Genomic DNA, 20,471 nt, shown 5'->3' with positions numbered 1-20,471 from the left:
AAATAAAAGATGGTAAATGGCTTTAAAATTGTTTTATTAACAACTGGAGATTGGTAATATGGATCTTTTTAGAAGTATGAAGGCTTTTGTATTGACTGTGAAGACAGGTTCATTTGCATCGGCATCTATCTCATTAAATACCTCTCCACAAATGGTTGCGAAATATATTCTTTTTTTAGAAACGCAATTAGGGTTAAAGTTACTTAATCGAACAACACGTTCACAAAATCTTACCGAATTTGGTAAGCAGTATTATGAGCGCTGTGTGAGTATTTTAGGTGAAGTTAAAGCCACCTCTATGCTTGCGCAACAGTTTTTAGATAAACCTAGTGGTGTGCTTAGAATTAGTGCACCATTTACTTTTGGTAATTTTACTTTAGTGCCATTAATTAGTAGTTTTATGAAGTGTTATCCCCAAATTAGTGTCGATATACAATTAAGTGATCGTTATGTCGATTTAGTTAAGGACGGTTTTGATATCGCTTTTCGGATTGGTGATTTGAGCGATTCAGGGCTTATTGCTCGTAAACTTAATCCTCATCAACTTATTTTTGCTGCCTCACCAGATTATTTAGCGCAATATGGTGTTCCACTAATACCTGATGATTTGAAAAAGCATCAATGCTTGATTTACCAATATGTGAATCAGAATAAAAAAGATCATGTTTGGTCGTTTATGATTAATGGTGAAATAGTTAATATTCCTATATCAGGGACATTTCAAAGTAATCAGACTTCAGCGTTAGCGATAGCTGCGATTGAAGGACTAGGTATCACCATGTTGCCAGAATCTATGTTACAAGAACCAATTAAGCAGAAAAAATTATTTCCCATATTACAAAAATTTTTACCACCTGCCAAGCCGCTTAATATGCTTTATACTGCTGATCGTCAGCAACCACCAAAACTAAAAGCATTTATTGAATTTGTGTTGAATGCAATATCGTAATAGGTGTGTTTTTTATACATAATAAAAAAGGCGATTTGCTCGCCTTTTTTAACAGTTGTCATAAAAGAACCAATAATTATTTTATCGTCACCAAAGTGCTCACTTCTTTACCTAACATATTGTTTAGATAAACTAAATCGTTAGCAGTTAAGGTTCCTACTGCATATTTTAGTTGTAGTAAGCTAGTTAAATAATTATATTTTGCATCAGATAAATTTCGTTTAGAACTGTAAAGCTGAGTTGTTGCGTTTAATACGTCAACAATTGTTCTTGTTCCAACTTGATAACCAGAATTAGTTGCTTCTAATGAACTTTGTGCCGAAACTACTGCTTGTTGATAAGCTTTGATTGCGCTAATTGATGATGAAATATTGTTGTACGATGAACGTACGTGATTAATCACACCACGATTAGTACTTTCTAGTTTTTCGCTGAAGCTCACGTAATTTTGTTGTGCTTGTTCAACTTTAGACATTGTTGCACCACCCGAAAAGATAGGTAGGTTTACACTAACACCAACATAGTTATTTCCTGAATAAGATTTACCACCATGTGTACCTGCAGCTACGTTATTCCCATATCTATCGGTTTTGTTGAGGTTTGTTGATGCATCTAAACTTGCTGTAGGTAAATGACCTGCTTGAGAGAGTTTGATCTGTTCACGTGCGATGTCTTGATTTAATTTCATTGTTAATAAATTAAGATTAGACGTTTCAGATTGTTTTAACAATAAGCTGATTTGTGCTGGGGTTTCTGTTTTAAAGTTATTAGTATTAACACTTGCCAAACTTGAATAAAAACGCCCACTCACTTGGCGTAACTCTTCGATTGCATTATTTAACTCATTTAATGCGTTGACTTGTTGCGCAACAGTTAGGTCATAGTTAGCTTGGGCATTTTGTACATCAGTAATGGCCACTAAACCAACTTGGTGTTGTTGACGAGTTTGTTCTAACTGACGGCCTATTGCTTTTTTCTGTGCATCAATAAAACTCAATGCATCCAGCGCTTTTAACACATTAAAATAAGCGACAGAAGTATTTAAAATTAAGGTTTGACCTTGGTATTGATAAGCAATATCAGCAATACTTGCTTGTTTTTTAGTAATATCCAAGGCTTTCCAACTTGAGAAATTAAAAATACTTTGAGATACTGCTACTTGGTATAAGTTCCCGCTTTTGGACTTTATCCCACTTGCATCACGTCGACCATGAGTTACACCATAAGAAGCACTTAAACCAACTTGTGGTAGTAAACTTGCTCGAGAGCCAGAAATTGCTGCGTATGCTTTATTTTTTTCTGCTAATGAACTGCGTAGATCTGGATTGGTTTCTTTTGCTTGTTCATAAATTTGTATCAAATTTTCAGCAAAAACAGATTGGCTTAACGCTAATCCAATTAAAAAAGTTAAAGTTTTTTTCATCAATCTTCTCTTTAAAAATCATTAAAATATAGTAGTATCTTTAATAGTGTAATTTTAACAGATAATTAACATATAGTAAGCATAGTTTGCATGCCATTCGCACTTTTTATTCAAATTTATTTTAAAATCGGAATCTTATATGAAAATTAAAAACAATCCAGTACATTTTGACAAAAATGATGTATTGAATCTAACTAAACGAATCTTGTATAAAGGTTTTTTTTCTTTGTTTGAATATCGTTTTCAGTATCGAAAATTTGATGGTTCAATGAGCGAGGTTGTCACTCGTGAAATTTTAGAACGTGGGCATGCGGTTGTGCTTTTAGCTTATGATGCAAAACGTGATGAAGTTGTGCTAATTGAACAAATTCGGATTGCTGCTATTGAAACGCAAGATAGTCCTTGGATGCTAGAACTCATTGCTGGAATGATGGATCACGACAATGAATCATTTGAAGAAGTAGCAAAACGTGAAGCAATGGAGGAAGCAGGAGTCGTTATTGGTCGATGTAAACCTATCATCAGTTATTTAGCATCGCCTGGGGGGTTAACAGAACAATTGCATATTTTGGTGGGCGAAGTTGATTCATCAACCGCCAAAGGTATTCATGGTCTTGCTGAAGAAAGCGAAGATATTAAAGTTCATGTTGTAAGCCGAGAACAAGCGTATCAATGGATTAAAGATGGCGTAATTAACAATGCTGCATCAATTATTGCACTACAATGGTTAGAGCTTAACCATATATTGTTAAAAAATGAGTGGGCATAAATTTTTTACTGATTACATTTAATTATTTCTTTCATAAAAGTGTAATCTATTTTACAATTTTATATAACGTTCAGATTTATAATAAAAATTGTGTTTCCAGTCACAATGTCTATTTTGTTGCTGACATTATTAACCATAATTATAGATTAATAAATAATTGGGGTGAATTTTGGAGTCATTTTTAAAACTTCCAATCTGTAATAAAAATTACGGTAAAATATTACATATAACTGATACTCATCTTTTTGCTGATGACGATGGCTCGTTGCTTGGCGTTAATTCTAATGCAAGTTTTTTAGCAGTTATTAATGAAGTTGAACGTAGTAATAAGCAGTTTGATTTAATTGTAGCAACCGGTGACTTTGTGCAAGACGGTTCTAAAAAAGCTTATGCTCGTTTTGCAGAACAAATAAACAAGTTTAATACACCTTGTGTGTGGTTGGCAGGCAATCATGATAATTATGCTTATATGCAAAAAGTGTTTGCAAATTATCAACTTGCCGATGATAAAGTAGTATTATTAGGAGATAAATGGCTGATTATTTTATTAAATAGTCAAGTTGTTGGTCAGGCTTATGGCTTTTTACCCGATTCTGAACTCGAATTTTTAAACAATGCTTTAACTCAACATCCTCATAGGTATGCATTATTTTTTTTACACCATCATCCAGTTAATTCCGGCTGTCATTGGTTAGATCATCATATTTTAAAAAACAGTGACCAATTAGAGCAAATTATTCAAAAACATTCCAATGTAAAAGGAATTGGGTGGGGACACATTCATCAAAAACAAGATTATGTTTGGCATAATTGTAAGGCATTTTCAACTCCTTCAACTTGTTTTCAATTTAAATCTGAATGTTATGATTTTCAATTATCAAGTGACGATGCGCCAGGCTGGCGAGAAATTACACTTAATATTGATGGGTCTATTGAGAGTGATGTTTATCGATTAACGGATAATCAGTTTTTACCAGATGTTTCTCAAAATGGTTATTAGTAAGTCGTAACCATAGTAAAGATAAATATAAAACTAGTCAATAATCATAGCAAAGGTGCAAAAAAGTAAAACAAGCGCTCAACGATGCGTTGCCAAATTGGGCGTTGATTCCATTTTACGGTGTTTATTTTATCTGAATTAGCTAAATAATTTTGTAAGAGATTTGATAGCGATTTAGCAAATTCTGCATCATCGATTACTGTTGTAATTTCAAAATTAAGCCACAAGCTGCGCATATCTAAATTAACAGTACCAACAAGACTTAGTTGGTTATCAATTAAAACGCTTTTGGTATGTAATAAGTTATCATTGAATTGATAAAGTTTTACACCACCGTTTAATAATTCAGAAAAAAAAGCTCGGCTTGCCCATTTTACCATCAGTGAGTCAATATTTTTGGGAATAATGATGATGACTTCGACACCTCGCTGTGCAGCTGTGCACACTGCATGTAAAATATCATCACTCGGTACTAAATAAGGTGTGGTAAAAATAATTTGCTCTTGCGCTGAATAAATTGCGGTTAATAACACTTGATGGATCATGTTTTCCATATAACCTGGACCCGATGCGATTAATTGCATAATGTGTTTTTTATCTTCGGGTGGCTCGGCAAAATCAGTGATTTTGGGTAAAGCTAAATATTTGCCTGTTTCTAACTCCCAATCACTAGCATATATGGCGCCCATTAATGTTGTAACTGGACCATTCATTCTGACCATAATGTCAACCCATTTACCGACATGTTTATTCTGTTTGAAGAAACGCGGATCGACAATATTCATACTACCAGTATAAGAGATATAGTTATCGATAATGATTACTTTGCGGTGTTGACGTAAGTCTAGCCTTCTAAACATAAATCGAAGTAAGTTTACTTGTAAAGCTTCTACAATGATGATGCCTGCATCATGCATCCTTTTGCTAGCATTGCTTTTAATAAAATGCCGGCTACCGGCAGAATCAACCATTAATCGACAAGTTACGCCTCGCTTAGTTGCTTGAATGAGTGCTTGTTCGACCTCATCAGCACGACCGCCTTCATTCCAGATATAAAATACCATTTCGATATTTGACGTTGCTCGATTTATATCTTCAATTAAACGGTCAAAAATTGCGTTAGTTTCACTTAGTAGCTCGATGTGATTACCCTTAATTCCATCAAGGCCTGTTTGATGTTTACAAAGCTGAAAAATCGGTTTGCTAACTTGGCTAACGTTGCAGGTAAAAATATCTGGGAAGTCACTTAGTTGGTTGATAAATTTAGAAATAGTTGGGCGCATTTTTTGCGCTCGTTTGACACGTTGCTGACCTAAGTGAGCTTCGCCCAACGAAAAATAAAGAATCACACCAACAAGTGGTAAGATATAAATTACTAACATCCATGCAATTACATACGTTGTAGGTCTTCGTTTGAAGACAATACGTAATGTCGTTGCAACGATGATCAACCAATAAACAAGAAAGATCAAGGTGCTAATTAATGCATGAAATGAAGTAAATTGCATATTTAACTAGCTATTATTTACGTTTAATTTAGATATTGGATCTTTAGTACAATCATAATTTTGAAAAATTTCAGGTAATGGTTTTGGGTTATTATGCTTATCTACGGAGACATAAGTAAATACGGCATCTGTTATGCAGAAGCGTTGTGTGGTGTCAGATGTATCAATAACTTTTTTAACCCAAACTTCTAGACCAATAGTGATAGACGTTTTCCCCGTTTTGATGCAATGTGCATAACAACAAACAACATCCCCAACCATTGCTGGTTTGTAAAATGTAATACTGCTAGCATTAACCGTTACGACTCGGTTTCTTGCGATTTCTTTTGATAAAATACCACCAGCAAGATCCATTTGAGACATTATCCAACCACCAAAAATGTGTCCATGAGGATTGGTGTCAGCAGGCATTGCAAGCGTTCTAAGCACTAATTGACCTTTAGGGGCTATATCTTGTGTCATGCTAAAATACTCCGTATGTACAATTTATTTATTGTCTATATCTTTATTCATATTTTTATAGATATAAATACCTGATATCAAGGATAATAGTAATGATGCGCCAGGTAAAATAAATACTTTAAATTTCCAAAAGAAATCATCTGTAGTGTAATAAGTCGCACCTAAGCTAATGGCGCCACATAGTGTAAAAAAGAAAATCCATAATAAATTTAGTTTATTCCAACTATTGATATCTAACTGTATTTCTTTGCCGAGCATTTTTTGCAATAGATTTTTTTTGAAAATAAATTGGCTCACTAATAAAGTTGTAGCAAATAAAAAATTAATAATAGTCACTTTCCATTTAATTATATTGGGATCACGCATATAAAGTGTAAATCCACCAAAAATCATGATCATTAGATAAGAAATCAATTCTACTTTATCTATTTTTCTATATAACATAAGAATGATAAGAAAGCATACCGTTGCTGCGATCATTAATGCTTGAACACCAACAAAGACATCATACATGGTCAGAAAAACAAAAAAGAATACAAGAGGAATAAAATTTAAAAGCTGTTTCATTTAATTATTAACCTAGCACATAAAGATGAATTGATATATTGTAAAAAAGTAAAAGCCTATTGGGATAGGCTTATTTTTTGTGATGAAGTTCAGGATGTTCCTTGCAATTACCCGATTGGCAATGTCCATAAAGATATAAACTGTGAAAAGTTAATTTAACGCCATATTGTTCGGCGATTTCTTTTTGTCTAGTATTAATTATTTCATCGCGAAACTCAAATACTTCACCACAATCTAAGCAAATTAAATGATTATGATGTTGTTGTGTTGCCAGTTCGAAAACCGCCTTGCCACCTTCAAAGTTATGTCGTGTAACAATTCCAGCATCGTCAAATTGATTCAAAACACGATACACGGTTGCAAGCCCAATTTCTTCCCCCATATCAAGTAGTTTTTTATAAAGGTCTTCTACTGTGATATGTTGACATGAAGGATCTCGTAATAATTCTAAAATCTTTAATCGTGGTAACGTAACTTTTAAACCAGCACTTTTGAGTGCCGCATTATTATCATTAACATGATTTGTCATATTACTTCCCATTAAGTTATTAATAGCCATCTATTATAGGAACTATGTACGGTAAATAAAAGAAATCATTTTAATAGATTAAATTTTCATTTCGGCTTTGACTTGATTTACCCAATTGTTGATGCGTTCTTCAGTTAAATCTGGTTGACGATCTTCATCAATGGCTAAACCAATGAAATGCGTGTCATCCACTAAGCTTTTTGAAGCTTCGAAACTGTAACCTTCGGTTGACCAATGTCCAACAATTTTTGCGCCTTTAGGTTCAATAATATCGCGAAGTGTTCCCATGGCATCACAGAAATATTCGGCATAGTCTTCTTGATCACCACAACCAAAAATAGCTACTGTTTTGCCACTAAAATCAATTTTTTCTAAATTAGGAAAAAAGTCATCCCAGTCTGCTTGAGACTCACCATAGTACCAAGTTGGAATACCAAAAAATAGGTAATTGTATTGTTCAATGTTCTCTTTAGTGATTTTTGCGATGTCAAAAAGTTCAGCTTTGTCACTACCTAAAATGAGTTGGATTTGCTTTGCTACATTTTCTGTATTGCCTGTGTCACTACCAAAAAAAATACCAACTTGTTTCATATTTGTACCTTTATTATTTACGATATAAAAATATTTTAGGAGTATATCATTGTCATTTACTGTCAGCAATCATTCTAAATTACACAGAACATCAGAACATCAGAACATAAGTTATTATGTGCTATACAATTAATTCATCTTGCATTAGAATTATTGCCTGTTTTTATATTAACTTAGGCTGTGGAATTTCATTATGAACTTGCATGAGTATCAATCTAAATATCTTTTTAAACAATATAATTTACCCGTACCAGAAGGGTACGTTTGTAACTCAATTGGTGAAATACAAGATACATTAGCTGAATTATCTTCAGGGACAGATACAGGCGCTTGGGTTGCTAAATGTCAAGTTCATGCCGGTGGGCGGGGTAAAGCCGGTGGCGTTATTTGTACTCAAAACTATAGTGAAATAAAGCAATTTGCTGAAAAATGGTTAGGGCAATATCTTGTTACTTATCAAACCTCTGGTAAAGGTCAGCCTGTTAATAAGATATTAATTGAAAAAGCGTCTAATATTCAGAAAGAACTTTATTTAGGGGCAGTGATTGATCGTAGCTCTAAACGTGTTGTGATTATGGCTTCGACCGAAGGCGGTGTTGATATTGAAAGTGTTGCTGAAAAATCACCTCACTTAATTTTTAAAACTTCACTTGATCCTTTAACCGGACCTTGTGCTTACCAAGGTCGTGAACTTGCTTTTAAATTGGGATTAACAGGAAAATTAGTTAATCAGTTTACAAAGTTGTTTGTTAATTTTGCAAAGCTATTTTTAGAAAATGATGTTTCATTGGCCGAGGTTAATCCATTAGTGATTACTGATTCAGATGAGCTGATTTGTCTAGATGCAAAAGTTATTTTAGATGATAATGCCATCTTTAGGCATCCTAACTTAAGTATTTTGAGAGATACAACTCAAGAGGATGAACGTGAATCAATCGCTGCAAAACAAGGTCTTAGCTATGTATCATTAAATGGTAATATTGGTTGTATGGTTAATGGTGCAGGTCTTGCTATGGCAACTATGGACATTATTAAATTGCATGGCGGTGAACCAGCTAACTTTTTGGATGTTGGTGGTGGTACTACAAAAGAGCGCGTTGCTGAAGCATTTAAACTGATATTATCTGATAAAAATGTGAAAGCGATTTTGGTCAATATTTTTGGCGGGATTGTACGTTGTGATTTAATCGCAGATGGTATTATTAGTGCAATTAAAGAAATCAGTCTTACGGTTCCTGTTGTTGTTCGTCTTGAAGGTAATAATGCGCAGATCGCCCGAGAAATTTTAGCTAAAAGTAAACTTAATGTTATTACAGCAGAAAGCTTAATAGATGCGGCTCAAAAAATTGTTGCTGTTGCCTAATAATAGGATGCGTGGAGAATAGCTAATATGTCAATTTTAATTAATAAAGAAACAAAAGTTATCTGCCAAGGATTTACTGGTAGTCAAGGCACTTTCCATTCACAGCAAGCGCTTGCCTATGGTACTAAGTTAGTCGGTGGTGTAACGCCAGGCAAAGGTGGTACAATCCATTTAGGTTTGCCAGTTTTTAACACTGTTAAGGAAGCGGTTAAGGCAACTGGTGCAACAGCAAGTGTTATTTATGTACCAGCAGCATTTGGTAAAGATTCTATTCTAGAAGCGATTGATGCGGGTATTAAATTAATTGTCTGTATTACGGAAGGTATTCCAATCTTAGATATGCTTGTGGTTAAAGAAAAATTGCAACTCAATGATGTTGTAATGATTGGTCCAAACTGCCCAGGTATTATTGTTCCTGATGAATGTAAAATAGGTATTATGCCAGGACATATTCACCGTGCAGGAAAAGTGGGAATTGTTTCTCGTTCTGGTACATTAACTTATGAAGCGGTCAAACAAACCACGGATATTGGTTTAGGTCAATCAGTGTGTGTTGGCATTGGTGGTGACCCTATTCCTGGTAGCGACTTTATTTCTATTTTAGCGTTACTTGAGCAAGATCCTAAAACTGAAGCCATTGTTATGATCGGCGAAATTGGTGGGAGTGCTGAAGAAGAAGCTGCTGAATATGTTAAAAAACACGTAACTAAACCTGTGATTGCGTATATCGCGGGGGTTTCAGCACCATCAGGCAAACGCATGGGGCATGCAGGTGCGATTATTTCAGGAAATAAAGGTACAGTGGCAGAAAAATCCAAAGCATTGCAATTTGCGGGAATTACAGTTGTAGCAAGTCTTACTGATATTGGTGATGCGGTAAACAAACGAATTAGGGGATAACCTTTTTTGATATATATCAATTTTTATTCTGTCATTATCGGTGTATAATAATCGCCAATAATGTAAAAATTTGAGAGCATTTAAGGATTAGGGAGCATTTATGTTAGATATAGTAGAACTTTCACGTCTCCAGTTTGCGCTCACAGCAATGTATCATTTTATTTTTGTACCATTAACGCTAGGTTTGGCGTTTATGCTAGCAATTATGGAAACGGTATACGTTGTTAGTGGTAAGCAAGTCTGGAAAGATATGACAAAATTTTGGGGTAAACTGTTTGGTATCAACTTTGCAGTAGGTGTTGCAACTGGTTTAACCATGGAATTTCAATTTGGTACTAACTGGTCTTATTATTCACATTATGTGGGTGATATTTTTGGTGCTCCGTTAGCCATTGAAGGTTTGATGGCATTTTTTTTAGAGTCAACCATGGTAGGTTTATTCTTTTTTGGTTGGGATAGATTAAGTCGTGGTAAACATTTAATGGTGACTTGGTGCGTGGCATTTGGTTCAAATTTATCCGCACTTTGGATCTTGGTTGCTAATGGATGGATGCAATTCCCAGTGGGTTCTGAATTTAACCCTATTAATTCACGCATGGAAATGACTAACTTTTTTGAGCTAATTACTAACACTGTTGCTCAATATAAATTTGTTCACACTGTTGTCGCAGGTTATCTAACAGGCGCTATTTTCGTTTTAAGTATTAGTTCTTATTATCTGCTTAAAAAACGTGATGTTCCCTTTGCAAAACGTTCTTTTGCTGTGGCGGCTATGTTTGGATTTATCATGTCGATTGTTGTTGCTGTTATGGGTGATGAAGCAGGGCATGAGATGACAACCGTACAACCGGCAAAACTTGCTGCCATTGAAGCTGAGTGGGAAACTCAACCTGCGCCAGCATCGTTTAATGTTATTGCATTTCCATCACAAAAAAATAAAGAAAATTTATTTGCAATAGAGATCCCTTATGCAATGGGTATAATGACCACTCGATCACTTGACACTCAAGTGATAGGTTTAAAAGATATTTTAGCAAATAATGAAACAAGGATTCGTAATGGCATATTAGCCTATAGTAATTTGGAAAAAATCCAACAAGGTAATGAAGATCCTGCTGTACTTAAGGCTTTTGAAGATAATAAAGCTGATTTAGGTTATGGTTATTTAGTTAAACGCTTTACCGATCGTGATAATTTAACAATACCTGAAGCAACAGAAGAACATATTAAAGCGGCAACAGAAGACTCAATTCCTACTGTTGCGCCATTATTCTGGGCGTTTAGGATTATGGTCGGTCTCGGTGTGTTAATGATTCTTGGTACTGGACTTGCTTTATGGACAACTTATAAAAATAAAATTGGTGAAAAACGTTGGTTACATCGTTTATTAATTCTATTTTTACCGTTTCCTTGGTTAGCGTGTGAATCAGGCTGGTTTGTTGCAGAGTATGGACGTCAACCTTGGGCAATTCAGGATATTTTACCGACTGGAGTAGCAAATTCATCATTAACAGCAGGTGAAGTGTTATTCACAATGGTGCTTATTTGTGGCCTTTATACGCTGTTCTTAGTTGTTGAATTATTCTTAATGTTTAAGTTTGCCCGTTTAGGACCAAGCTCTTTAGGTACTGGTAACTATCATTATGAAAAAACACAATCGGTAATAGAATAGGGTATAGGAGTATACACAATGATTGATTACGAAATTGTACGCGTCATCTGGTGGGTGCTGATTAGTGTTGTTTTAATCGGCTTTGTTATCACGGATGGTTTTGATATGGGCGTCGGTATTTTATTACCGTTTATTGGTAAAACAGATACAGAGCGTCGTATTATGATTAATTCAATTGCTCCTCATTGGGATGGTAACCAAGTTTGGTTAATCACTGCCGGTGCTGGAATATTTGCCGCTTGGCCAATGGCATATGCTGTGTCATTTTCAGGCTTTTATATCGCGATGATTTTAGTGCTTTGTGCACTATTTTTTAGACCCATTGGTTTTGATTATCGCAGTAAATTAGAAAATTCAAAATGGCGCAATTTATGGGATGGTGGCATCTTTGTAGGTAGCTTTGTGCCTGCATTGGTTTTTGGTGTCGCTTTTGGCAACTTATTAGAAGGTGTTCCATTTAGATTTGATAACTCTTACCGTGTATTTTATGATGGTAATTTCTTCGGTTTGCTTAATCCTTTTGCGTTATTGACTGGCATTGTGAGCTTAATGTTATTTATTGCGCATGGCGGTGCATGGCTACAAATGAAAACATCGGGTGAACTTTATTTAAGAGCGAGAAAAGCTACACAAATTGCTAGTTTAGTAATGTTAATTACATTTGTTTTAGCTGGTGTTTGGGTGGTATTTGGTCTTCATGGCTATGCTGTTACTAGTGTGATTGATTATAATGCAGCATCTAATCCATTAACTAAAACAGTATCTATTGATACTTCGTGGTTAACCAACTATATGAATTATCCTATTTTGTGGATAGTACCTCTATTAGGTGTTGTATTTCCGCTGTTAACTATTCTTTTTTCTAGTTTAAATAAAAATGCGTTAGTATTTATTTCATCAGTATTAACCATTTTTAGTGTTTTATTTACCTATGGTATTGCAACCTTCCCATTTATTATACCTTCAAGCATTATGCCAAACGCAAGTCTGACAATATGGGATGCATCGTCAAGTCAATTAACACTTAATATTATGTTTGCCGTTGTTCTTGTATTTTTACCTATTGTTCTTTTATATACCATATGGACATATATTAAAATGTTTGGACGATTGGATAAGAATCATATTGAAAATAATAAACATTCTCTTTATTAAGGAACTATTATGTATTACATTTTATGGTGTATAGGACTTATTGCTGCCTGCATGTTATCAGTCGTAACTGGCTTATGGGTTGAGCGAGACAGTAGCGAAAAAGAGTCTAACATTAAATAATATTAATTAAAAATTAATGATAAGGGTGACAAATCGTCACCTTTTTAATTATTGGATATGAAAGTTAACAATAAAACACAAATGATAATTTTTTTCATTTGTGATTTTTTATATCATAGTGCAGCGAAATTTATATTCAGATATAATAGCACCAAATTTAATTAGTGCGGTTTGGATATGAGACAATTCGATTGGAATGCAAGAGTTTATTATGAAGACACAGATGCTGGTGGTGTAGTTTATCATGCTAGGTATCTTGCGTTTTTTGAACGAGCTAGGACCGAAATATTAAGACAACTTAATATTAGTCAACAAAAGTTACTACAAGAAGGTATTGCTTTTGTTGTCAAAAAGATGGATATTAGCTACCATTTTCCGGCTCGTTTAGATGATATGCTGATTATTAGCAGCAAGGTTGACCAAGTTCGCAAGGCGTCTATTATTTTTAAACAAACTATTTTTAATCAGAATAAACAAGTTATCAGCACAGCGGATGTTCTTATTGCTTGTGTGGATATCACTAAGATGAAGCCGTGCGGGCTTCCTAAGTTATTAGTTTTGGAGTTTATATAAGTGGAAAATCTGAATATTATTGATCTGTTTTTGCAAGCAGGTTTGTTAGTACAATGTGTTATGTTGCTGTTACTTACTTTTTCTGTTATGTCATGGGCAATTATATTTCAACGAACTAAGATTTTAAGTAAAGCTAAAAAACAAATTGAGCAATTTGATAATAACTTTTGGAATGCTGATGATTTGAATGTTTTATTTGATAAAGCGAAATTTCATAAAGAAGAAATTAGCGGTACAGAACATATTTTTTATTCAGGGTTTAAAGAGTTTTCTCGACTGTATCAAATTAACCCGAATATGGCTGAATCAGCTTTAGATGGTGCATCACGCTCTATGCGTTTGGCAATGAATCGTGAGCTTGATATTCTAGAATTGCATATTCCTTTTTTAGGTACAGTGGGTTCTATTAGTCCATATATCGGTTTGTTCGGTACTGTCTGGGGTATTATGCATGCATTTATTTCTTTAGGTGCTGTTAAGCAAGCCACTTTACAAATGGTTGCACCAGGAATTGCTGAAGCATTAATTGCAACTGCAATTGGTTTATTTGCTGCTATTCCTGCGGTGCTTGCTTATAATCGTTTGTCATTGGGTGTAAGCCGCATTGAACAAAGTTACCTTAACTTTATTGATGAGTTTTCTGCAATTTTACAACGCCAAGCAGTTGCTGTTAGGAAATAATTATGCGCAGACATTCACGTTATTCAACTAAAGCTGAAATTAATATAGTACCTTTACTGGATGTGCTATTAGTGCTAGTGCTTATTTTTATGGCCACAGCCCCAATTATTAGTCAAAGCGTTGAAGTTGATCTTCCAGAGGCATCGGAATCTAAAACGGTTTCGTCGTCAGAAAATAAACCAATCATCATTGAAGTATCCGATATTGGTGTATATGCACTAATTATTGATCAGGAGCGTCAAGCTAATTTACCACAAGAACAAATTGTTGCAGAAGTTAGACAACAGATGTTACTTAATGAAAAGGCTGTTTTTTTAGTTGGTGGGGCTAAAGATGTTCCATATGAAGAAATTATAAAAGCGTTGAATTTATTACAATCTGCAGGTGTTAAATCTGTAGGATTAATGACTCAACCAATTTAAATAATATAATATAACAAGATGTCAGCAATGTCTTATAAGTCAAATTCCAAATTAAGTATAGCTATTATAATATCCATTATATTACATGTGATTTTAATTATCATTTTGGGTTATCGAGCTATGTATAATGATGATGCTAACTATGGTAGTGTTAATGGAAATTCTATTGATGCTATTATGGTTGATCCTTCCGTCATGACTGAACAATATCAAAGACAATTAAAGTCACAGGTTAGTCAAAAACAAGCTGAGCAAAAGAGACAGCAACAAATAGATGAGCAGGCTCGGAAGCTACAAGAACAACAGCTTGCCCAAGAGCAGCGACTTAAAGAGTTAGAAAAAGAACGTCTAAAAGTAGAAGAGCTACAAAAGAAAGAAGCAGAGGCTGCACAAGCAGCACGCGTTGCAAGACAAAAAGAAGAAGATGCTCGCAAAGTTAAAGAACATTTAGAACAGCAAAGAAGACAAGCTGAAAAACAGCGTTTAGAACAACAGCAAGCAGAGTTGGCAAAACAAAAATTAGAACAAGAAGCTCGATTAAAAGCTGAGAGAGAATTACTAGATAAACAACGTGAAGAAAATTTGCGTAAAGAAAAAGAGCTAGCAGAGCAAAAAGCCGAACAAGAAGCTAAAGTGAAAGCTGAACAAGAATTTATCGAAAAGCAAAGAAGTGAAAATGAACGTAAACAAGCAGAACTAGCGAAGCAAAAAGAAGAACAAGAAAAAAAACAAGCCGCAGAAAAAGCTGCGGCAGATAAAGCAGCTGCCGAAAAAGCGAAACAAGCAGCACAAGCAAAAAAAGATAAAGAACTTGATAATTTGTTAGGTGGGCTTACATCGGGTACACCCAGTCCATCAAGCGGTGTAGCCAGCCGTAAAGGTGTTTCAGATGGAGAACTTGATAAATATAAATCTTTAGTTCAAACTGCTATTAGTAATAAATTTATTAATCCTAATAAATTATATAGTGGTCGGAATTGTGTATTAGAAATTCAAATTGCACCTGATGGTTTATTACTTAATGTTAGTGCGAAAGATGGTGATGAGGCATTATGTCGAGAAGCGCTTTCAGCAACTAAACAAGCTGTAATTCCAAAGCCTGCAAGTGCGTTTTATAATCAAGTAAAAACAATGACAATTGACTTCCAACCAAAATAATTTTTATACATAAACGCTATATTCCCTGAAAAATTTTTACAATAAATTATCAATATCTTCAAATGAAAATGTTGAAAACACATTAATGATCCCAATATATAGCCTATTCATTCCGAATCAAGTTATCTAAGTGAAAGAAGGAGCAAAACATGACAACTATTGTCAGTGTTCGTCGTGAAGGGCAAGTCGTTATCGGTGGTGATGGGCAAGTTACACTAGGCGAACGTATTATTATGAAGGGTAATGCCCGTAAAGTTCGTCGTTTATATAATAACAAAGTAATTGCAGGTTTTGCTGGTGGTACTGCTGATGCTTTTACATTATTTGAACTATTTGAGCGAAAACTAGAGATGCACCAAGGGCATTTAACTAAAGCTGCTGTTGAACTAGCTAAAGATTGGCGAACAGATAGAATGCTACGTAAACTTGAAGCACTACTTGCTGTTGCTGATGAAAGCGCATCATTGATTATTACAGGTACTGGCGACGTCATTCAACCAGAAGATGATTTAATTGCTATTGGTTCTGGAGGTCCTTATGCGCAAGCAGCGGCGCGTGCGCTATTAGATAATACTTCACTTTCTGCACATGATATTGTGCAAAAATCATTATCAATTGCTGGTGATATTTGTGTTTATACTAATAACTTCCAAACAATTGAAGAACTTAATTATTAATCCGATTTAAGAGAAATTTAACTATGTCTGAAATGACTCCTCGTGAAATTGTAAGTGAACTAAATCAACATATTATTGGACAAGAAAAAGCGAAACGTTCTGTCGCAATTGCGCTACGTAATCGTTGGCGTCGTATGCAACTAGATGAAACATTGCGTCATGAAGTTACGCCAAAAAATATACTGATGATTGGGCCAACGGGAGTTGGTAAAACTGAAATTGCAAGACGATTAGCAAAACTAGCACATGCACCATTTATTAAAGTAGAAGCAACTAAATTTACTGAAGTTGGTTATGTGGGTAAAGAAGTTGATTCAATTATTCGTGATTTAACCGATTCTGCGGTGAAAATGATCCGTCAGGAAGCGATTGAACGCAATCGTAACCGAGCCAAAGAATTAGCTGAAGATCGTATTTTAGATGTACTTGTACCACCAGCTAAAGACGGATGGGGGCAAGTTGAAGATAATAATTCAACAGCAAGACAAGCTTTTCGTAAAAAATTACGTGAAGGTTCACTTGACGATAAAGAGATAGAAATCGAATTAGCTGGTGTTAATATTGGTGTTGAAATTATGGCTCCTCCAGGTATGGAAGAGATGACAAATCAATTACAGTCGATGTTTCAAAATTTAGGTGGACAAAAGACTAAACCACGTAAAATGAAGATCAAAGATGCACTAAAACAACTTATCGAAGAAGAAGCTGCTAAATTGGTTAATCTTGATGAGCTTAAACATGAGGCTATTGAGGCAGTTGAACAAAATGGAATTGTCTTTATTGATGAAATAGATAAAGTCTGTAAGCGTGGTAACTCATCGGGACCAGATGTTTCACGTGAAGGTGTACAACGAGATCTTTTACCTTTGGTTGAGGGTTGTACTGTGTCGACTAAACATGGATCTGTTAAGACAGATCATATTTTGTTTATTGCATCAGGTGCTTTCCAAACAGCAAATCCATCTGATTTAATCCCTGAGTTACAGGGTCGGTTGCCAATTCGAGTTGAATTACAAGCACTAACAAGTGAAGATTTTGAGCGGATTCTAACCGAACCAAATGCGTCACTTACTGTTCAATATAAAGCGTTAATGGCAACGGAAGGTGTTAATATCGATTTTACTCCTGATGGTATTCGTAAAATTGCGGAATCAGCATGGCAAGTGAATGAACAAAATGAAAATATCGGTGCGCGCAGGTTGCATACCGTATTAGAACGCTTGATGGAAGAGGTTTCTTTTGAGGCCAGTGAACTTGGTGGACAAACAGTTACAATTGATGCTAAATATGTAGGTGATCATTTAGATAAACTTGTTGCAGATGAAGATCTAAGTAAGTTTATTTTATAAATAGCTCATCTTTTAGACTAGATATAAAAAGGTGAAGGTGATTTTTAATCAACTTCACCTTTTTATTATTATTTTCTTAGTAATTCACCTAAAAAATCTGCAGCCTTTGATTTGGAATTTGAATTATTTTTAGAATCATGGCTCTTTAATTTTTCATGGAGTTTGTCTAAACGCTCTTGTAATTTATCGCTTAGTGTATCGGTAATTAATTTACCTATATCAATTTGATAACGAAGATTAGCAAATTGGCCATAAATACGTAGTGGTATTGTTAACTTTTGCAGTTTTCCGATTTTTTCATTTTTACCGTTCCAGCCGCCGAGCAATTTTAAGTTCAAATTGACATCCAAATCCTGTTTTAATATTCCGATTCTTCCTGAACCATCAATGACATCAAGTGTTTCAGAATTAGCATTTAATGTCGACAACTCCAAATTACCTTTCTTCAAGTAAGCATTAGTCGAAATTTTATGAAATTCGGTGTATTTTTTTTGATTCTCAGGCGTCATGACATCTTTTGAATATTGAGCTGCAGCATTTTGAATTATATTTTGAATATTCAAATTATTAAGTCTTGCATTAGTCACAACAATGGCAACATTGCCTTGCAAGTTAGTTAAAAGTTGGGAACCTGATAAGCTGTTACTCTCTAAATCCCCTGTAGCATTAAATAAACCTTCTAGATCATGAGCTGTATCTATCTGGTTAAAAAATTTATTTAAATCAATATTGCTTATTGTAGTATTAAGCTTCATTAGTGTGGTTTTTTGTTTGCCATTTGCTACACCAGTTGCAGCTATATGACCTTTAGCAAAATCAAAACTAATATTTTTGAATATTGCAATACCATTATTATTAGTCATATCAACGTCGATATTGTTTAATACTATTTTGTTGGCATTGAACTGTTTGATCTGTAATTTAGCTTTAGCATTAAAAGTATTTAGAAAGCTTAATTCATTATCGGTCTTTGTGATATTTGACACCACTGGTGAAGCTTGTTGGGTGGAAGGCTCGTTATTTGAGTTTTTATCTATTTTCAAAAACGAAGTGAGATCGATTTTATCCGAATTTAACTGTAAATCTATATACGGTTTATTTGCTAAATCAGCATTTATAACACCAGTAAAATGATTTTCATTAATTAAAAAAGATAAATTTTGGCTTTTTAGTAACATTGGAGATTGCCGATAGTTAAATACGCCACGAATGTTACCTTTTAGTTCTTTTGCTGAATTAGCGACACCTTTATAAATGAAATCTAACTTTTTTAAATCGATTATTGCTTGTTCTGGGAATTGATTTAAATCGACACATGCATGTACTAGATAAGATATATTTTGTTGATTTTTATCTATGTTTCCTTTTAAATCAATGGAAATATTTTTCTTATTATTTTGTTGTACTACTAGATTAATATTTCTAAAGTTAATTAAATCATCATTATGTTGTAATGCCACAGTACTATCAGTAACTTCAAATTTATTTAAGCTAAATTTCCAATTAGATGAAATTTTTTGACCTTTAGAATCAGTTGTTTTATTAGTGGTAGCATTAGATGGTGTTTTAGCTTCATTTCTTGCAATATTTCCTTTGCTTTTATCGGTAATGTTGATGATTGCAGATTTTATAAAAACATTTTTAACTGATAATTTTTTTGAGAAAAGAGGTAGTAATTCAACATCTAGTCTCATATTATCTGCCGTTAAAATGGGTTTTGGGGAATTGGTATCAGATAGCCTGACTGAATCAGTTAAAATACTCACTTGTGGCCATATATGCCAACGTAAATTACCATCAATAGATAATTCATAACCTGTTTTATCTTTTACTGTATCTGAAATAAATCCACGAAAGTTGTTAGGATCTACAAAAACAATAAGCGAAACAATACTAGCTGTGATAACTAAAATTAAAGCAAATAGAATAACCAATATTTTTTTGATCATATCAATGTTCCCTTATTAAGGTTATAAAACGTTAGTCTTTATCAATACGACTGGCGACAGCGCCATATTGGTCTTTATATTTTGCATTTTGTCTTCGATTGTATGGTCTTGCAGCAGGACCTGTTAGTGTTTCAAAACTAAGTGCTCCGATTGTCATTCCTGGTCTAAGTGCAAGTGGAATTTTTCCTGAATTGTAAAATTCTAATACAATTTTCCCCTGCCAACCGGGATCTATACGATGAGCTGTCACATGAACCATAAGTCCAAGTCTAGCGAGTGATGAACGTCCATCCAACCAACCAACTAAATCGTCAGGGATAGTGACTGATTCTAATGTTACAGCTAATGCTAATTCACCTGGATGCAAGTAAAAGGCATCACCTTCTGGTAACACTATTTCTTCGCTCATTACTCTTTCTAACGCTGCAGATACTTCTTCTTTTGGTCCACTTAAATCTATATATGGTGTGGTGTGCTCTCGAAATGTTCGAAATTGGTTACCTAATCTAACGTCAACAGTTGCACCATTAATGCAGCTCACCGTAGGTTGTGGAGTTATTTTTAATTTACCATTTTGTAGATATGCTTCAATATCTCGGTCGCATAATCTCATGGGTTACCCTTAATTCAGATTGTATCGTTTTATTCTAGCAG

22 protein-coding genes are annotated in these 20,471 nt (G+C 34.4%); 14 read left to right on the top strand and 8 right to left on the bottom strand.

The genetic code is table 11. The annotated features are described in order from the left end of the window. Window positions 1-58: 58 nt before the first annotated feature. On the top strand, window positions 59-949 hold the full coding sequence (locus A9G23_RS06990) for a LysR family transcriptional regulator (RefSeq protein ID WP_065586911.1): 891 nt from the start codon (window positions 59-61) through the stop codon (window positions 947-949). 76 nt (window positions 950-1,025) lie between these two features. Here the strand turns inward: A9G23_RS06990 and tolC are convergent, their stop codons facing one another. Next, on the bottom strand, window positions 1,026-2,372 hold the full coding sequence (tolC, locus tag A9G23_RS06985) for an outer membrane channel protein TolC (protein WP_065586910.1): 1,347 nt from the start codon (window positions 2,370-2,372) through the stop codon (window positions 1,026-1,028). Window positions 2,373-2,511: 139 nt separating this feature from the next. Between tolC and nudF the strand changes: the two genes are divergently transcribed. Together nudF and cpdA are read left to right on the top strand one after the other, a co-directional pair. Next, window positions 2,512-3,141 (top strand): ADP-ribose diphosphatase, encoded by a 630-nt coding sequence (nudF, locus tag A9G23_RS06980; RefSeq protein WP_065586909.1) that lies wholly within the window; start codon window positions 2,512-2,514, stop codon window positions 3,139-3,141. A 169-nt stretch (window positions 3,142-3,310) separates the two neighbouring features. Continuing rightward, entirely contained in the window at window positions 3,311-4,141 is an 831-nt protein-coding gene (cpdA, locus tag A9G23_RS06975; protein ID WP_065586908.1) for a 3',5'-cyclic-AMP phosphodiesterase, read from the top strand. A 44-nt stretch (window positions 4,142-4,185) separates the two neighbouring features. On the opposite strand, the gene cls is transcribed toward cpdA, so the two are convergent. The 5 genes from cls to fldA all read right to left on the bottom strand — a co-directional run bounded on the left by cls (window position 4,186) and on the right by fldA (window position 7,798). Continuing rightward, window positions 4,186-5,649: a cardiolipin synthase gene (cls, locus tag A9G23_RS06970; protein ID WP_065586907.1), complete on the bottom strand. Its 1,464-nt coding sequence runs from the start codon at window positions 5,647-5,649 to the stop codon at window positions 4,186-4,188. 6 nt (window positions 5,650-5,655) lie between these two features. Next, window positions 5,656-6,111: an acyl-CoA thioester hydrolase YciA gene (yciA, locus tag A9G23_RS06965; protein ID WP_065586906.1), complete on the bottom strand. Its 456-nt coding sequence runs from the start codon at window positions 6,109-6,111 to the stop codon at window positions 5,656-5,658. A 24-nt stretch (window positions 6,112-6,135) separates the two neighbouring features. Continuing rightward, window positions 6,136-6,678 carry an inner membrane-spanning protein YciB gene (locus A9G23_RS06960; protein WP_065586905.1) on the bottom strand — a complete coding sequence of 181 codons (543 nt, stop codon included), beginning with the start codon at window positions 6,676-6,678 and terminating at the stop codon, window positions 6,136-6,138. A gap of 70 nt (window positions 6,679-6,748) precedes the next feature. Beyond that, the gene (gene fur, locus A9G23_RS06955; protein WP_065586904.1) at window positions 6,749-7,207 is read right to left on the bottom strand and encodes a ferric iron uptake transcriptional regulator; all 459 of its coding nucleotides are present in this window, start codon (window positions 7,205-7,207) and stop codon (window positions 6,749-6,751) included. 78 nt (window positions 7,208-7,285) lie between these two features. Further along, a complete protein-coding gene (gene fldA / locus A9G23_RS06950) occupies window positions 7,286-7,798 on the bottom strand; it encodes a flavodoxin FldA (RefSeq protein WP_065586903.1) in 513 nt (170 codons plus the stop codon). A gap of 193 nt (window positions 7,799-7,991) precedes the next feature. On the opposite strand from fldA, the gene sucC reads away from it, so the two are divergent. From sucC to hslU, 11 genes are all read left to right on the top strand, one after another. Beyond that, on the top strand, window positions 7,992-9,161 hold the full coding sequence (sucC, locus tag A9G23_RS06945) for an ADP-forming succinate--CoA ligase subunit beta (protein WP_065586902.1): 1,170 nt from the start codon (window positions 7,992-7,994) through the stop codon (window positions 9,159-9,161). Window positions 9,162-9,188: 27 nt separating this feature from the next. Then, entirely contained in the window at window positions 9,189-10,061 is an 873-nt protein-coding gene (sucD, locus tag A9G23_RS06940) for a succinate--CoA ligase subunit alpha (RefSeq protein ID WP_065586901.1), read from the top strand. 100 nt (window positions 10,062-10,161) lie between these two features. Next, a complete protein-coding gene (locus tag A9G23_RS06935) occupies window positions 10,162-11,733 on the top strand; it encodes a cytochrome ubiquinol oxidase subunit I (protein WP_065586900.1) in 1,572 nt (523 codons plus the stop codon). An 18-nt stretch (window positions 11,734-11,751) separates the two neighbouring features. Further along, window positions 11,752-12,888, top strand: coding sequence for a cytochrome d ubiquinol oxidase subunit II (gene cydB, locus A9G23_RS06930; RefSeq protein WP_065586899.1), 1,137 nt, complete (start codon window positions 11,752-11,754; stop codon window positions 12,886-12,888). 9 nt (window positions 12,889-12,897) lie between these two features. After that, window positions 12,898-13,008 (top strand): cytochrome bd oxidase small subunit, CydX/CbdX family, encoded by a 111-nt coding sequence (locus A9G23_RS11240; RefSeq protein ID WP_081296979.1) that lies wholly within the window; start codon window positions 12,898-12,900, stop codon window positions 13,006-13,008. 177 nt (window positions 13,009-13,185) lie between these two features. Beyond that, window positions 13,186-13,581 (top strand): tol-pal system-associated acyl-CoA thioesterase, encoded by a 396-nt coding sequence (ybgC, locus tag A9G23_RS06925; protein ID WP_065586898.1) that lies wholly within the window; start codon window positions 13,186-13,188, stop codon window positions 13,579-13,581. Beyond that, window positions 13,582-14,262 carry a protein TolQ gene (gene tolQ, locus A9G23_RS06920; protein ID WP_065586897.1) on the top strand — a complete coding sequence of 227 codons (681 nt, stop codon included), beginning with the start codon at window positions 13,582-13,584 and terminating at the stop codon, window positions 14,260-14,262. 2 nt (window positions 14,263-14,264) lie between these two features. Next, window positions 14,265-14,684 carry a colicin uptake protein TolR gene (tolR, locus tag A9G23_RS06915; protein WP_065586896.1) on the top strand — a complete coding sequence of 140 codons (420 nt, stop codon included), beginning with the start codon at window positions 14,265-14,267 and terminating at the stop codon, window positions 14,682-14,684. An 18-nt stretch (window positions 14,685-14,702) separates the two neighbouring features. Further along, window positions 14,703-15,842: a cell envelope integrity protein TolA gene (tolA, locus tag A9G23_RS06910; protein ID WP_081296978.1), complete on the top strand. Its 1,140-nt coding sequence runs from the start codon at window positions 14,703-14,705 to the stop codon at window positions 15,840-15,842. A 149-nt stretch (window positions 15,843-15,991) separates the two neighbouring features. Continuing rightward, window positions 15,992-16,519, top strand: a complete 528-nt coding sequence (gene hslV, locus A9G23_RS06905) for an ATP-dependent protease subunit HslV (protein WP_025316169.1) — start codon at window positions 15,992-15,994, stop codon at window positions 16,517-16,519. Between the two features lie 23 nt (window positions 16,520-16,542). Further along, window positions 16,543-17,868, top strand: a complete 1,326-nt coding sequence (gene hslU, locus A9G23_RS06900; protein WP_065586894.1) for an HslU--HslV peptidase ATPase subunit — start codon at window positions 16,543-16,545, stop codon at window positions 17,866-17,868. 68 nt (window positions 17,869-17,936) lie between these two features. Here the strand turns inward: hslU and asmA are convergent, their stop codons facing one another. Both asmA and dcd read right to left on the bottom strand, forming a co-directional pair. Continuing rightward, window positions 17,937-19,817, bottom strand: a complete 1,881-nt coding sequence (gene asmA, locus A9G23_RS06895; protein ID WP_065586893.1) for an outer membrane assembly protein AsmA — start codon at window positions 19,815-19,817, stop codon at window positions 17,937-17,939. A 31-nt stretch (window positions 19,818-19,848) separates the two neighbouring features. Continuing rightward, entirely contained in the window at window positions 19,849-20,430 is a 582-nt protein-coding gene (gene dcd, locus A9G23_RS06890; RefSeq protein ID WP_065586892.1) for a dCTP deaminase, read from the bottom strand. Window positions 20,431-20,471 lie beyond the last annotated feature (41 nt).

Source organism: Gilliamella sp. App4-10 (genome assembly GCF_001690495.1).
Taxonomy (GTDB): Bacteria; Pseudomonadota; Gammaproteobacteria; order Enterobacterales; family Orbaceae; genus Gilliamella; species Gilliamella apicola_G.
This window is presented reverse-complemented; position numbering and strand designations above follow the sequence as displayed.